Source organism: Cytobacillus luteolus, assembly GCF_017873715.1.
GTDB lineage: Bacteria > Bacillota > Bacilli > Bacillales > Bacillaceae_L > Bacillus_BV > Bacillus_BV luteola.
In genome coordinates this window covers 76,868-91,875 of sequence record NZ_JAGGKM010000006.1, presented here as the reverse complement: position 1 = coordinate 91,875, position 15,008 = coordinate 76,868, and the positions used below count along the sequence as shown (strand labels likewise).

General features: G+C 37.3%; 12 protein-coding genes. 9 read left to right on the top strand and 3 right to left on the bottom strand.

What is annotated here, in order from left to right:
- Window positions 1-17: 17 nt before the first annotated feature.
- From J2Z26_RS17200 to J2Z26_RS17175, 6 genes are read left to right on the top strand one after another with little or no spacing between them, the layout of a single operon-like run.
- A complete protein-coding gene (locus tag J2Z26_RS17200; RefSeq protein ID WP_227413887.1) occupies window positions 18-989 on the top strand; it encodes a carbohydrate ABC transporter permease in 972 nt (323 codons plus the stop codon).
- Window positions 990-2,600 (top strand): beta-N-acetylhexosaminidase, encoded by a 1,611-nt coding sequence (gene nagZ, locus J2Z26_RS17195; RefSeq protein WP_193539842.1) that lies wholly within the window; start codon window positions 990-992, stop codon window positions 2,598-2,600.
- A gap of 24 nt (window positions 2,601-2,624) precedes the next feature.
- Complete coding sequence (locus tag J2Z26_RS17190) at window positions 2,625-3,518, top strand: MurR/RpiR family transcriptional regulator (protein ID WP_193539841.1); 894 nt, start codon at window positions 2,625-2,627, stop codon at window positions 3,516-3,518.
- Window positions 3,515-4,687 carry an anhydro-N-acetylmuramic acid kinase gene (locus tag J2Z26_RS17185; protein ID WP_227413886.1) on the top strand — a complete coding sequence of 391 codons (1,173 nt, stop codon included), beginning with the start codon at window positions 3,515-3,517 and terminating at the stop codon, window positions 4,685-4,687. The genes J2Z26_RS17190 and J2Z26_RS17185 overlap by 4 nt, the downstream gene beginning before the upstream one ends.
- A gap of 18 nt (window positions 4,688-4,705) precedes the next feature.
- A complete protein-coding gene (gene nagZ / locus J2Z26_RS17180; RefSeq protein ID WP_193539840.1) occupies window positions 4,706-6,478 on the top strand; it encodes a beta-N-acetylhexosaminidase in 1,773 nt (590 codons plus the stop codon).
- A 19-nt stretch (window positions 6,479-6,497) separates the two neighbouring features.
- Window positions 6,498-7,550, top strand: a complete 1,053-nt coding sequence (locus tag J2Z26_RS17175) for a serine hydrolase domain-containing protein (RefSeq protein ID WP_209794391.1) — start codon at window positions 6,498-6,500, stop codon at window positions 7,548-7,550.
- A gap of 58 nt (window positions 7,551-7,608) precedes the next feature.
- Here the strand turns inward: J2Z26_RS17175 and J2Z26_RS17170 are convergent, their stop codons facing one another.
- Entirely contained in the window at window positions 7,609-8,943 is a 1,335-nt protein-coding gene (locus J2Z26_RS17170) for a (Fe-S)-binding protein (protein ID WP_193539838.1), read from the bottom strand.
- Entirely contained in the window at window positions 8,940-10,352 is a 1,413-nt protein-coding gene (gene glcD / locus J2Z26_RS17165) for a glycolate oxidase subunit GlcD (protein WP_193539837.1), read from the bottom strand. The genes J2Z26_RS17170 and glcD overlap by 4 nt, the downstream gene beginning before the upstream one ends.
- Window positions 10,353-10,599: 247 nt before the next feature.
- Here glcD and nagA point away from each other — a divergent pair, with 247 nt between their 5' ends.
- Window positions 10,600-11,784 carry an N-acetylglucosamine-6-phosphate deacetylase gene (gene nagA, locus J2Z26_RS17160; RefSeq protein ID WP_227413885.1) on the top strand — a complete coding sequence of 395 codons (1,185 nt, stop codon included), beginning with the start codon at window positions 10,600-10,602 and terminating at the stop codon, window positions 11,782-11,784.
- A 13-nt stretch (window positions 11,785-11,797) separates the two neighbouring features.
- Window positions 11,798-12,571, top strand: a complete 774-nt coding sequence (gene nagB, locus J2Z26_RS17155) for a glucosamine-6-phosphate deaminase (protein ID WP_193539836.1) — start codon at window positions 11,798-11,800, stop codon at window positions 12,569-12,571.
- 385 nt (window positions 12,572-12,956) lie between these two features.
- Here the strand turns inward: nagB and J2Z26_RS17150 are convergent, their stop codons facing one another.
- The gene (locus J2Z26_RS17150) at window positions 12,957-13,685 is read right to left on the bottom strand and encodes a uracil-DNA glycosylase family protein (RefSeq protein WP_193539835.1); all 729 of its coding nucleotides are present in this window, start codon (window positions 13,683-13,685) and stop codon (window positions 12,957-12,959) included.
- Window positions 13,686-13,849: 164 nt separating this feature from the next.
- Between J2Z26_RS17150 and J2Z26_RS17145 the strand changes: the two genes are divergently transcribed.
- The gene (locus J2Z26_RS17145) at window positions 13,850-14,557 is read left to right on the top strand and encodes a M48 family metallopeptidase (RefSeq protein ID WP_193539834.1); all 708 of its coding nucleotides are present in this window, start codon (window positions 13,850-13,852) and stop codon (window positions 14,555-14,557) included.
- Window positions 14,558-15,008: the final 451 nt, after the last annotated feature.

Here is a 15,008-nt window from a genome sequence, read left to right as displayed (position 1 = left end):
AGTTGGTGAAAATAGATATGTCTAATCAAATGTCTTATAAGATTGGTAGAATAATAACGTATTTACTATTAATAGGGATGGCTGTTGCCTCACTATTACCTTTATATTGGATATTTTCTACTGCCCTACAATTACCTAGCTATCAAAATGAGGAAATGTCAAAGCCGATATCTTATGTTGAATCAAATCCTCCTAAGGTGTATCCAATGGGGATCACAGAATACTTTTCACAATGGGAAAAGAAACGAGAAGCAACTGCACAGGGTGACCTTGAACAAGCAAAGTATCATGGTGAAAAAATGACAGAGGTGCGTCAAAAGACGTTTGAAAGCTTTGTTATTTTATTTGAAAGAACTCCTATTTTAAAATGGCTGTTTAATAGTCTTTATATAGCCATATTAGGAACAGTGCTAATTGTATTATTTGATACGATGTCTGGCTATGTACTGGCCAAAAAGGACTTTCCAGGTAAAATGATTATCTTTTGGATGATCATTGCGACAATGATGATACCTGAACAAGTTACTCTCGTTCCAACCTTCATCATGGTTCAAAAATTACAATTATTTGATACACATTGGGCATTAATTCTACCAAGTATCTCTTTAGCATTTGGTGTTTTCTTAATGAGACAATTCTTACTTACAATTCCAGATGAACTAATTGAGGCTGCCAAAATAGATGGGGCATCTGAATGGAGAATTTTTTGGAAAATTATCGTGCCACTAGCTAAGCCAGCAATGGCAGTATTAGGAATTTTTACGTTCGTGTTAATGTGGAACTCTTTTTTATGGCCGATTATTGTATTAAACGATAAGGATTTATTCACACTACCAGTAGGTCTTAAGACATTACAAGATGCCAATCTAGCAGACTTTAAACTACTAATGGCAGGAGCAAGTGTTGCTGCAATCCCGATGATTGTATTTTTCTTATTGTTCCAACGATATTTTGTAAAAGGTCTAGCAATGGGAGGAGTGAAGGAGTAAATGGAAAATCTTACGCTTAGACAAAAAATTGGACAGTTAATGGTATGTGGTTTTAAAGCAAATTCAGCAGTCGAAGCATCTGATGAAATACTTGAGTTAATAAGAGATTATCATGTGGGTGGAATCATCCTATTTGGCCGAAATATAGGCACACCAGATGAAATTTTACTGTTAAATACACGATTACAACTTGAAGCAAAAAATGCAGGTCAAGAATTACCACTACTCATCTGTATCGATCAAGAAAATGGAGTGGTTAGAAGACTAGGAGAAGGTACGACTGTGTTTCCGGGTGCAATGCTTTTAGGAGCAACGGATGATTCAAATTTCGCCTATGAAATGGGAGTTGCAACTGGAACAGAACTAAAGGCACTCGGAATTAATTGGAACTTAGCACCAGTTGTAGATGTAAACAATAATCCCGATAACCCGGTTATTGGGGTCCGTTCATTCGGTGAAAACCCTGAAAAAGTAGCTGAGTTTGGTGCGGCAGCTATGAAAGGAATGCAAGCTGCTGGGGTTATCACAGCACTCAAGCATTTTCCAGGACATGGTGACACAAATTTAGACTCACATTTAGAATTACCAACCATTACCCATACAATGGAACGACTAGAAGAAGTTGAGCTTGTTCCATTCAAAAAGTGTATTCTTGAAGGAGCAGATACAGTTATGTCTGCACATGTTTATTTTCCTGCCATTGAAAAGCAACCAGGTGTCCCTGCAACGATGTCAAAATCAATCATTACAGGACTACTCAGAGAAAAACTAGGCTTTCAAGGGGTTGTTACAACCGATTGTATGGAGATGAAAGCTATCTCTGATACAATTGGAACGGCACAAGGTGCGGTTGAAGCAGTCAAAGCTGGTGTTGATCTAATCATGATTTCACATCTTCCAACTCTTCAAAAGGACGCAATTGGAGCCATTGAAAAAGCCGTTGAAAATGGAGAAATTTCGATAGAACAAATAGATGCTGCATTGGAACGTGTTCGAAACTTGAAAACTCGTTATTTATCTTGGGGTGATATTGCTAAAACTCTTGATGATGTAAAAGTTCCAGATGCTGTAGGTTGTGATGAACACCAACAAATGGCTGAAAAAGCATTCAGGCATGGAATTACGATTGTAAAAAATGAGGGTATTCTGCCATTATCAACTGAATCAACTAATAAGGTACTCGTTATGTATCCTACTAACTCGTATCTAACAGAAGTGGAAGATAAACGCTATTCTAGTAATGCTTTGGGCTCTGTGATTAAAGAGGTGAATCCTGCTGCAACAATAGAATCTCTTCCCATTCACTTAACGGAAGAGCATACAATAGATGTTATTGAAAAAGCATTAGAATATGAAATAATAATAGTAGGAACCTTAACTGCTTCAAATTCGCCTGGGCACATTCGACTAATCGAAAAATTGTCGGAACTAGGAAAGAAAGTAATCGTAATTGCGATGAGAAGTCCTTATGACATTTCCTATCTTCCACCACAAATTGACGCATATATTGCAACGTATGAGTTTACAACTCCAGCTTTACGAATGGCAGTTAAAGCGATGTATGGTGTAGAGATGGTCACTGGAAAACTACCAATTACACTTAAAAAATAGATAGTCCTAAAGGATGTGAACAGCATGTCAACAACTACTGGGGGATTGGTTATTCTATCTGAAATGCTAGATAAACTTCCACTTTCAGAAAGAAAAATTGCCACATATATATTGGAGGATCCTAATACAGCTATTACATTAACAGCAAGTGAGCTTGGTGAGCGCAGCTCTACGAGTGGTGCTGCTGTTATTCGCTTATGTAAGTCATTAGGATTGAAGGGAATACAGGAACTAAAGTTAAAAGTAGCTGGAGATTTGCATAAAAAAGATGAAGAAGGCTACAGAGATATTAAACCGAACGAATCACAAGCTACGGTTATAGATAAAATGACAAACAATAGTATCCAAACTCTTCGCAAAACGGTAGAAGTATTAGATCGTAATGAGCTTTCTAAAGCCGTTGAAGCTGTTAAACATGCAAAAACGATTCACTTTTTTGGTGTAGGAGCATCAAGTATTATTGCTCTTGATGCGCAACAAAAGTTTATGAGGATTAATAAACAAGCAACAGCTTTCACGGATATACATATTGTTGCGATGTTAATTGCAAATGTTGAACCAGGTGATGTCGTCTTTGGCATTTCCTTCTCTGGAGAAACGATCGAAGTGGCAAAAATTTTGGATTTAGCTCACAAAAAGGGTGCCAAAACTATTTCATTAACAAAATTCGGTTCATCACCTGTTTCTGACCGAGCACAAATTAAGCTGTATACCTCAGCGTCTAAGGAGGCAACTTTCCGAAGTGGTGCCACTTCTTCGAGGTTGGCTCAACTTCATATCATTGATATTTTGTTCATGTCTGTTGCTACACAAAATTATGATGAGACTATTCGTCATTTAGATCAAACACGTGAAACGATTGACATGCTTGGTAATAAAATGGGGAAGAGAATTGAGCTGCGAGGTGAACAGGAATGATCGAATTCCTGTCTGCTATTCATTCGAAAAATAAGAAGCTTATTGTTGGATTGATGTCTGGCACTTCACTAGATGGGGTAGATGCAGCCCTTGTAGAGATTGAGGGATACGGAAAACAAACGAAAGTGAATCTACTAGGATTTGAAACAGTAGCTTTTACTGAGAATGAAAAAAATGAAATATTACAATTATGTAACCCTGAAACATCTTCGGTCGATAAAATCTGCCACATGAATGTAGAGCTAGGGAAGAAATTCTCGGCTGCAGCCTTACATGTCATTTCAAAAGCAGGTAAGAAACCAGGTGATATTGATTTGATTAGTTCACACGGTCAAACAATTTACCACATGCCCCAAGTTGGAGCGACTCTTCAAATCGGGGAGCTAGCTGTTATTTCAGCGAATACAGGATGTGTTACAGTAGGAGATTTCAGGCCAAATGACATGGCTGTAGGTGGGCAAGGAGCACCACTTGTACCTTTTGTTGATTACTTACTTTTCCATCATCGGAGTATTGGCAGAATACTACTAAACGTAGGTGGAATGAGCAATATAACTGTGATTCCTACTAATTCAAAAGAAGAAAACATACTTGCCTTTGATACAGGGCCAGGGAATGTGTTAATAGATGCAATTGTAACAATTGGCACCAATGGGAATGAAAGTTTCGACTCAGGCGGCAAATATGCACAAATGGGTACAGTTGATACCCAATGGCTTCAAAAACTAGTGGACTCAGATTCGTTTGTTCATGAAGCACCTCCAAAAAGTACTGGTAGAGAATATTATACGAGTGATGTTGCTCGTAATCTATGGCTCGAAGGAAGAGCAAGAGGGCTTTCATTTGAATCGATTATTGCCACGGTAACACAATTCACAGTTGAAACAATTGCTCTTAATATTGAACAGTGCTTAAAAAATGAAGTGGATATTAGTGAGGTTTTAGTTGGTGGAGGTGGTGTTCATAATACATTTATTATGAATGCGCTCCAAAAAAGACTGAAGCAAAACGTCTTATCGATGGAAGCCATTAATGTATCTAGTGATGCAAAAGAGGCTGTTGCATTTGCCATTTTAGGCAATGAGTTTATACATGGAAATACGAATAATCTTCCTTCAGCAACAGGTGCAAAAAGAAAAACGATGATGGGGAAGTTAGTGTTACCCTAGATAAACGACTAGGATGTGATGAAAATTAAGAAACTAGTAGTGGGAATGGCTCTTATCGTTATTCTCATATTTGTGATTATGGAATTTACTGACACGATTCCTCTTAATAAGGATGATCATAAAATTAATTCAACACAAATCAATAAATCTAGTAATAGCAATTGGAATGATGTCGTATCACAAAAGATATCCTTGGATGACTTTATTGCGACTCTCACGTTAGAAGAAAAGGTTGGCCAGCTACTGATGCCAGATTTCCGTGAATGGAATGATATACCAGTCGCTAGTTTGAATGATGAAATAGAGTCAGAAATTCAAAACAAGCATATAGGTGGAGTTATCCTTTTTGCTGAGAATTTTAAAAATAAAGCCCAGACGACTCATTTAATTTCATCGATGCAAGAGCAGGCTGAAATTCCTTTAATGATAAGTGTTGACCAAGAAGGTGGCCTTGTAACACGTATTCCATTTATGCCATCAATGCCTGGAAATATGGCTTTAGGTGCCACGAATGATCCTACCTTAGCCAAAGAAGTTGGAATAGGTATTGGTTCCGAATTAAGGAGTTTAGGCATTCATGTTAATTTCGGTCCGGTTCTGGATGTAAATAATAATCCTAACAACCCAGTTATCGGAGTGCGTGCTTTTGGAGATGACCCTAATACTGTTATTAAACTAGGCCATGCGTATATGGAAGGTTTAAACGAAGCGGGTGTTCTTGCTGTAGGTAAGCATTTTCCAGGGCATGGTGATGTTTCACTTGATTCACATTTTGTGCTACCAGAGAGTAATAAAACGATAAATGATTTACAAAAACTTGAGCTTGTTCCTTTTAAGTCACTAATTGAGAGTGGTATCCAAGGAATCATGACTGCACATATAGCTTTTCATAAAATAGAACCTGAAACGGTTAAATCCAAAAAAGATGGACTTCCAATTGAACTTCCAGCAACGCTTTCTCCGAAGATCATAACAGACATTCTCCGAATTGACCTTTCGTTTCAAGGGTTAATTTTTACAGACGCAATGGATATGAAAGCAGTTGCTAATCACTTTGGGACGGCTGAAGCATCTATTCTTGCAGTAGAAGCGGGTGTTGATATTGTCCTCATGCCAGAGAATTTACAACATGCATTTGATGGGATTGTCGACGCGGTTAAGACAGGACGTATAGAAGAGGAGAGAATTGATGAATCGGTTAAAAGAATTCTTCAAGTCAAATCTTCTACTCTATTTCAAGAGTCTACTGAATTTACAAAACTCAGTACGAAAGAAATCGTAGAGCTTGAACAAAGAGTTGCGAATGCATCCATTACTATTGTTTCAGGCGATCAAATACTACCACTTGATGAAACTTCTGAGGAAAAAATTGCTCTAGTTGCATTTGACCGACAAAGTTTAACAAGATTAACTAATGCGACCAAAAAATATCAATGGCGGAATGAACCTATTTTGCTGTCTAAGTCTAAAAACTGGTCTGGAAAGCTAAGTAATGATCAATTAAAGAAGATTAAGGAAGCAAAGACAGTTATCGTTGCAACCAACACAGCAAATGAAGAAGACTTAAGTAAGAACGGCTGGAAAATGGGTGCGGTTCAATCAATCATCGACATTGGTAAACAATCAATCATCGTTTCTACACGTAATCCATATGATAGTCGAACTCTAGAGAACTATGATGCTTATATAGCACAATACGATACAGGAACTGCTTCATTTAATGCAGCATTAGATGTGTTGTTTGGAAAAAAACAAGCACAAGGAGTTTTACCTGTACGAGTTAATGAATAATCAGAATGGAGTTATTTTGATGGATGAGAAAGTAAAGGTCTTTATTGAATCCCAAATTCATGCTGGTGTGTTTCCTGGTGCAGTTGTTTATGTAAAAAAGGATAATACGGTCTTGCTTCACGAAGCCTATGGAAAGGCGCTTAATACGAAAGATGATAAGCGGGATATGAACAAAGATACACTATTCGATATTGCTTCATTAACAAAAGTGGTTATTACAACGATTATTTTAAAGCTAATCTCAGAGAATAAATTCTCATTACATTCAACCGTTGCAGAGCTTCTGCCGGCTGTTACTGATGAATCCATTGGTACTATTTCTCTTCAACAACTATTAACACACAGTTCAGGATTACTAGATTGGTATCCATTTTATTCGAGTAGTGAGGATTTTTATAATCAGTTAGTAAAAATTGTCTCGACGAATGAAAAAACAGAAGGTGTACGGTATAGTGATTTGAATTATATGTTACTAGCTGAGATTGTTAAGGAATCTACGAAACGATCCTTACAAGAAGCTCTTAATCAATATATTAGAATTCCATTGAACGCAAAAACAATGAGCTATGGTCCTGTTGTTTCAAATAATGTAGCTGCAACAGAGTTTGGGAATCGAATAGAACAAAACATGTGTAAGGAACGAAATGTATCGTTTTCAGGTTGGAGGGATATTAATCTTCCCATATGTGGACAAGTAAATGACGGAAATGCGTATTATTACTTTAAGGGTGTTTCTGGGCATGCGGGTCTTTTTGCCGATGCAGAGGACTTGAGTAAGATTGGTGAGGTTTATACTAACCTTGGAAAGTTAGATGGTAAAGAGTATATATCTCAATCGATAGTAGAGCAGGCGATAGCCAAGCAGATAGGTACTAGAGGGCTTGGATGGGAGCTATCAGACATTTATCCGACTGGCTGTGGACATACCGGGTTCACAGGTACATCCTTATGGATTGATCCAGTGAGAAGACTGACTGTCGTGGTACTTACAAACAGACTTCATACAGATAGCCCGCAAAATATAAATGCGTTTAGAAGGAAGCTGCATGAAATGATAGATGCCGCTGTTTAATTATAAATAGTAAAGGCCTTGCGAAAAACTATTTTCGCAAGGCTTTTATTTAGTAAATTTATGAGGTTGAACTGTTTTCCAATGCTTCTAGCAGTAAGTCTGCGATGTGGACAGCACGTACTTTTTCACTTAACCCTTCTCGTTCAATCCCCAGTTTCATTTGAAGTAAACAGCCAGGATTGGAAGTTACGATTGTAACAGCCTCTGTTTCTTTTACTTTTTCCATTTTATAATCTAAAATTTGCATCGACATCTCGGATTCTACAATATTGTAAATACCTGCTGAACCACAGCACCTGTCTGCATCATCCATCTCGTTAAAATCAATACCCTCAATACTATTTAGTAATTTCCTTGGTTCATTGTAGGTTTTCATGACATTTCTGAGGTGGCAGGAATCTTGGTAGGTAACTGTTTGGCTATTCAGTTTAAGATTTCGTTTATCAAAATCCAACTCTATTAAAATGGACGAAAGGTCTTTTAATTTCGAAGTGAATGTCATAGCACGTTCCAGCCATTCAGGTTCGTCTTTCAGTAAATGATGGTATTCTATTAAAAAACCACTACATCCACCGGCATTTGTAATAATGTAATCAACCTGAAGTGCTTCGAAGGCTTGGATATTTTGTTTTGCCAGTTCTTTTGCCGTATTTTTCTCTCCGCTATGCCCGTGAAGTGCGCCACAACACACCTGCTCTCTTGGAATGACAATTTCACAGCCTACAGCCTGTAATAACTTAATCGTTGCATCATTTGTTTTCATAAACATGGTGTCCATTAGGCAGCCAGAGAAAAAGGCAACCTTCTTTTTCTTTTTCCCTTCCGCTGATAGTTGTGTAGGTCTATTCTTCATCTCTTTTAAAGTTGGTATTACAGGGAGTACCTTTTCCATCGTTGCCATACTATCTGGAAAAAGACGAAGTAAGCCAGTTTGTCTGACAGCCTTTTGCAAGCCCGACCGTTGGTATAATCCAATTAAGTTTATAAATGATCTCATTCGACTTTGGTGTGGAAAAAGACCTGTAAAAACAACCTGCCGTAATGCTTTAACAGGAACAGAATGCTTTTTATTTTGATTAATAATATCACGAGCTTCTTCTAATAAATGACCATACTTCACGCCGGAAGGGCATACTGGTTCACATGCTCTGCACCCAAGGCACATATTTAATGATTTCTCTACATCTTCATCAGGCTCAATGATCCCGTCCACAACTGCTTTCATCAAAGCAATTCTGCCACGAGGGGAATGTGTTTCTTGAAAACCCGATTCAATATAAGTAGGGCAAGAAGGAAGACAAAAACCGCAGCGCATACAGTTTAACAGTTCATTTTCATCCATTCTCTTTGCGAACTCTTCTTGTATCATTTGTTTTTCTTTTGCTGTTGTCATTTTGAAACCACCACGCGTTTTCTAGTATCCTTTGCAAACACTTTTCCTGGATTCATAATATTGTTAGGATCTAGGGATTCTTTAATCAATCGCATCGCATTGATGCCAGCTTCGCCAAGTTTTAATTTCAAGTAGGGTGCTTTCATTGTCCCGACCCCATGCTCACCAGTGATCGTCCCACCAAGTTCAATAGCTTTTTGAAAAATTTCCTCTAATGCTTTCTCCACTCGCTCCATTTCCTCATGATCTCGTGCATCAGTGAGGCAGGTTGGATGAAGGTTTCCATCTCCAGCATGTCCGAAGGTACAAATATCCACATTGTATTTTTTCGATATTTCATTGATTGCTTTTACCATATTCGCTATTTCAGATCTTGGAACGGTAGCATCTTCTAAAATAGTGGTTGGCTTTAACCGAGCTAAAGCTGATAGAGCAGAGCGTCTAGCAGTAGTTAATGCATCTGCTTCGGCCTGAGTCTTTGCAACTGTTACTGAGATTGCATTCTCTACTTTACATATTTCTTCTATCTTTTTCATATCTCTTTCTACAACTTCTCTTGGCCCGTCCTGTTCAATTAATAAAACTGCCTGCACATCCACCGGCAATCCAATTTGAGCAAAGTCCTCTACAACTTTAAGTGTAGGTTGATCTAAAAATTCTAATGTTGTAGGGATTATTTTGCTGGCTATAATTTTTGAAACTGTTTGGGCAGCTTTTTCCATATCTTGATAGAGTGATAGCATCGTTCTTTTGGTTTCTGGCATGGGGATAAGCTTTAATATTGCTTCTGTTACAATGCCTAAAGTACCTTCAGATCCAACTAGTAACCTAGTAAGATCGTAGCCTGCAACATCTTTTGCAAGCTTACCACCGGTCCGAATAATATCTCCGTTGGCAAGAACAACCTCCAGCCCCATGACATAATCTCTCGTTACTCCGTACTTTAACCCGCGTAATCCACCGGAGTTTTCGTTAATGTTTCCACCAATTGTCGAGATTTTCATTGAGCTCGGATCAGGTGGATAAAATAAACCTTTTTTCTCAACTGCTTTTATTAAGTCCAGTGTTATTACACCTGGTTGAGCTGTAATAGTTAGGTTTTCTTCATCAATTTCAAGGATTTTGTTCATAAGTTTGAAAAGCAGAACAATACCTCCTTCAGTAGGACAAGTCCCTGCACAAAGGTTTGTTCCAGAACCTCTAGGAACAATAGGAATCTTATATTCATTACAAATCTTTACTACTTCTGACACTTCTTTTGTATTCCTAGGAGAGACAATGGCATCGGGAAGGGATTGAAAGTTAGGTGTTGCGTCATACGAATAGACAAGCCTTGAAGTCATATTATCTTCAAAGTTTTTATCACTAACGATTCGGATTAATTTATCTTTTATTTCAGCTGTGATCATACATATCACCTTTCTTTTGGTCTTATAAAATATAACAGGATTAGTGCTTTATTTAGATAAAAAGATTGTCATAAAAATAATTAATTCTAATTCAATTATAATAGAGATTTGCTTGCTTTGAAATATAAAATCAACTAAACTTATATATAATTAAAATATTATTTTAATTATAGTGTTGGAAACCTGATACCAAAAAACAATATGAGTACACTAATTAAAAGTTTATATATAAGGGATGGTGTAAGTTTTGTCCTATGTTGATAATACTCCCCAATTATTAATCGGTGGAACGATCGTTACCGAAACTAAAGTGATTCATGAAGGGTGGATCATGATTGAACATGGAAAAATAATAGAAATTGGTGAAAAAAACACCCTTCCTTCAAAATGGTCAGCTCATCCTGTAACTACAATTGATGAAAATCATTTTGTATTTCCTGGCTTTATTGATGTTCATATCCACGGGGCGGCTGGTGCTGATGTGATGGATGCAACTGAAGATGCATTGAGTACAATGGCGAAGGTGTTACCGCAGGAAGGAACAACCAGTTTCTTGGCAACAACAATTACACAAAGTGATGAAAGCATTTCAAAGACATTAACTTCAATCGCTTCATTTATGAAGAAAGAATATAAAGGGGCAGAAGTACTTGGAGTTCATTTAGAAGGACCTTTTATTAATAAAAAGTATGCAGGAGCACAACCTATTGATCAGATTATATCACCGAACCTTGCATTGTTCGAAGGATGGAACCAGCTTGCAGAAGGTGCGATTCGGTTAGTAACACTTGCTCCGGAAGAGGAACATGGTCTTGAGTTTGTAAAAGCTTTAACTACACAGGGAATCATTGCATCAATTGGACATTCTAATGCTTCACATTCAGAGGTAAAGCTTGCTGTAGAACATGGATTAAGTCATGCTACACATTTGTATAATGCCATGCGACCAATGCATCATCGTGACCCTGGAGTTGTAGGAAGTGTTTTATTAGAAGATAAGATTATGGCAGAAATCATTTTTGACCAGGTTCACTGTGTGAAGGAAATGGTTGAATTGGCATTTAAAATGAAAGGCAGCAATAAGTTGCAGTTAATTACAGATGCTATGAGAGCAAAATGCTTGAGGGAAGGTACGTATGAGCTTGGCGGTCAAACTGTCGATCTAAAAGGAAATGAGGCACGACTTAAGGATGGAACCCTCGCTGGCAGTGTGTTAAAAATGAATGAAGCTGTTAGACATGCAAGTGAATTAGAAGGTTGTGAACTAGTAGATCTTGCTAAAATGTCGTCAATGAATGCAGCGAAGGAACTAAAGGTTTATGACCGAAAAGGAAGCATTGATGTCGGGAAGGATGCAGATTTAGTTATTTTAGATCAAGCATTCAATGTAATCAGCACCTATTGTCGTGGTCATTTAATCTATAAAGCTTAGTGAGGTGAATAGTATGAATACCATAGTCGTGAAAAATTATGATGAGATGGCCAAAAAAGGTGCCGAAATTCTTTATCAGGATATATCTAGTAATCCAAAAATAACATTGGGCTTGGCTACAGGTGGTACTCAAATCGGTGTGTATACCCATTTGAGAAAGCTTCATGAAAATACACCTCTAGACCTAAAGGATATAACAACATTTAACCTTGATGAATATATTGGCCTGGCCCCTGAGTCTGATAATAGCTACCACTTTTATATGAATAAGTATTTCTTCCAGCCTATGGGCATTTCAAAAAAACAGACGTATCTTCCCAATGGGCTTGCAGAAGATATCGCTGAGGAATGTAAACGATATGAGAAGCTTATTGTGGAACATGGAGGAATCGATATTCAAGTATTAGGCGTAGGAAGTAATGGTCATATTGGGTTTAATGAACCAAAGACGTCGTTTCATTGCCGAACACATGAAGTGAATTTGGCTGAATCGACAATACAAGCAAACGCAAGATACTTTGATTCCATAGAGGATGTGCCGAAAAAAGCAATATCGATGGGTATTGAGACAATCATGGAGGCAAAGAAAATCATTTTGTTTGCAAGTGGCTCTAAAAAAGCGAAAGCCATCTATCAATTACTTAGAACAGATGAAATTGATGCTGATTGGCCAGTTACTATTTTAAAAACACACCCTAATGTAACAATTGTGGTTGATGAGGCTGCATACAATTCAGATGACAATAATCAACACTTAAACTTGGAGAACTCAAGAACGATATTTTAAAAGTCTAGGGATGTAAAAAGCATGGTGATTAGCAATTTAATCATCATGCTTTTTCTCTTCCTACTATTATCGGTTGGGAGATCAGATAAGCACCAGGTTTGATAAATAGGCGGAAAAATTCCGCTTAAATAGAAAATACTATCGAAAATAGCTTTAATAGACGGAGAGATTCCGCCTATTGACTCAAAAAACATGAAAATAGGGGATTTTGCTTGGCATAACCGGAAATCCTCCCCTTATTTGGCCTCAAAAGTGCTCGATTCAAAATTTAACGGGAAAATCTCCGCTTATTTTACTATCGCTGGTTGCTTAATTAAGGACAAGGCAGCCTATTGGTAAGGGGTACTACAAAAACCCGTTAATACAAGAGGATGCCTCTTTTTCTTTAGTTGAAATGATCCTTTAGTTTTCCTATAAAATATTCTTTCTTCTCCTCATATTGCTTTTTGCGATGACCGTTCGCACCTGATGGATGGGGAAAATCATATAGAATTGTTTTATTATGAATCTTGCCTTCGTCTACCAAGTAACGTACAACTTCGGTAACTGCTTTACCTGCTGGTATAATTACAGCATCTTTCACTTCGCTTAACTCAGGTACTAACAGTTCATGTATCATTTGAAATAGTACAGGGTGCTTCAACATCGATGGAGTCGATCCGGTGTAATTTTTCTTATTGATAAAAGCTGGATACCTTAGAGCTGAAGAAGAGTGTAGAAGATGATTACTATCTTCATAAAGCTCTGCACAACTAGTAATGTTAAGGTGCTTGTTAAGCTCAATTTCATCGAGCATTTCAATTAGATTTTTCCTAATTCCCTTTCCACCAAAACTCGCCTGCTTTTTAGCATTACGAAGCATGGTCTCCTTATCTTCTACTCCGATATTTTTCCGAACATAGTTGAATGCTAGCTGCATTTGGGTCCACCCTGGTGTGATCCCCAATATAATTACTTTTGCTTCTTTATTAATGTATTCGAAGGGAGCCCAGTAAACCTCAAGTTTGTTGTCTACTGATAATAGAAATTTTTCTTTCATCAAATCTTCTTTTAAATAGGTTTCTTTTCTGGGTAACTGATGAATGCTTTGTTCATAGTTATTAAAAAAGAACATATTTGTTCCTCCTGTACGGTTTATAACTAATTATTTTATCCTTCAATATATGATCTTTCAAATTTTGTACCTTTACTTCCAGTGGTAGAAGAAGGTAGAGTGAGATAAGAATAAAATATGAATTAGTATAGATGAAAAAAGTATTTATCAGGAGAAAAAGTGAAATGAGACATACTTATTTAGGTGAAACAATCGATGTTGAAATTATATACAAAAACCGTAAATCAATTGGTGTTTCAATAGACGGTTATGGAAATGTAATAGTTCAAGCTCCAAAGAAGACACATGATGAACAGGTGGTTAATCTATTAGAAGCCAACTGGGAGCTGATACTGACCAAATCAAAAGAGATGAAAAAAAGGTTGGATGGTCCACAGCAGAAGGCTTATGACCAGGGAGAGAGTTTTCTGTATTTGGGGAACTCCTATCCGATAAAAATCTCTCTAGATAGAAATATCGAGAAAGACCATGTTGTTTTTGAAGATAACCAATTAACGATATTTGTAAAGAACCATGACGATGAAAAGATAAAACAATCCCTTAAGCGATTCTACTATCAGCAATGCAAAGCCTTAGTGGAAAAGAGTATCCAATCTCATCAGAGACATTTTAAAACGAAACCACGTTCTGTGCGTATAACAGATAACCAAACAAACTGGGGAACGTGTGACTCGAATCTTCAATTAACCTTTAACTGGAGACTGGCTATGGCACCAATAGAAGTGGTCGACTACGTAGTCGTACACGAAATGTGTCACATGGTCCACCTCAACCACGACCGCTCCTTCTGGCGCCTAGTTGGAAAAATCATGCCCGACTACAAAGAAAAAGAAAACTGGCTAGCCAAATCAAACTGGAAAATGACGGTTTAACGATTTACAAAATATTGTAAAGATGAGATAATAAAGGAAATTCTAAGGAGGGGGAAAGTAAGTTTATGGAACCAACTACTTGCTAATTATTAATTTAATTTTAAATTAATATAGATTTTGTAACGAGCTTGATTTACCTACAAACGATAGGTTTATTCGTTATGCTCTTTATGGAATTGCGGCAATTTAGAAGGTAAACTTACTTTACTAATATCTTAGAATATAATACATAGGGTATTCATGACACTCATGAAACAACCAACCAGTTCACAAGACTGGTGAATAAAATCTAAGCATAACCATGTGCTTTTTTAAGCATACACATGTTTAGATCTACTCTACCCTCATTATACTCATTGACTAGTTAAGACTGTAAGAAGACACATCTTCTTGCGGTCTTTTTTATTTATTAAAAGTGAATAGTAACGAAAGTCTTCTTTAGCCTGTCCAT

What these genes read in the sequence shown, in the direction of transcription:
- J2Z26_RS17200 (WP_227413887.1), top strand. Translation starts at nt 18, where the DNA reads ATGTCTAATCAAATGTCTTATAAGATTGGTAGAATAATAACGTATTTA.
- J2Z26_RS17145 (WP_193539834.1), top strand. Translation starts at nt 13,850, where the DNA reads ATGAGACATACTTATTTAGGTGAAACAATCGATGTTGAAATTATATAC.
- nagB (WP_193539836.1), top strand. Translation starts at nt 11,798, where the DNA reads ATGAATACCATAGTCGTGAAAAATTATGATGAGATGGCCAAAAAAGGT.
- nagZ (WP_193539842.1), top strand. Translation starts at nt 990, where the DNA reads ATGGAAAATCTTACGCTTAGACAAAAAATTGGACAGTTAATGGTATGT.
- J2Z26_RS17170 (WP_193539838.1), bottom strand. Translation starts at nt 8,943, where the DNA reads ATGACAACAGCAAAAGAAAAACAAATGATACAAGAAGAGTTCGCAAAG.
- glcD (WP_193539837.1), bottom strand. Translation starts at nt 10,352, where the DNA reads ATGATCACAGCTGAAATAAAAGATAAATTAATCCGAATCGTTAGTGAT.
- J2Z26_RS17150 (WP_193539835.1), bottom strand. Translation starts at nt 13,685, where the DNA reads ATGTTCTTTTTTAATAACTATGAACAAAGCATTCATCAGTTACCCAGA.
- J2Z26_RS17185 (WP_227413886.1), top strand. Translation starts at nt 3,515, where the DNA reads ATGATCGAATTCCTGTCTGCTATTCATTCGAAAAATAAGAAGCTTATT.
- J2Z26_RS17190 (WP_193539841.1), top strand. Translation starts at nt 2,625, where the DNA reads ATGTCAACAACTACTGGGGGATTGGTTATTCTATCTGAAATGCTAGAT.
- nagZ (WP_193539840.1), top strand. Translation starts at nt 4,706, where the DNA reads ATGAAAATTAAGAAACTAGTAGTGGGAATGGCTCTTATCGTTATTCTC.
- J2Z26_RS17175 (WP_209794391.1), top strand. Translation starts at nt 6,498, where the DNA reads ATGGATGAGAAAGTAAAGGTCTTTATTGAATCCCAAATTCATGCTGGT.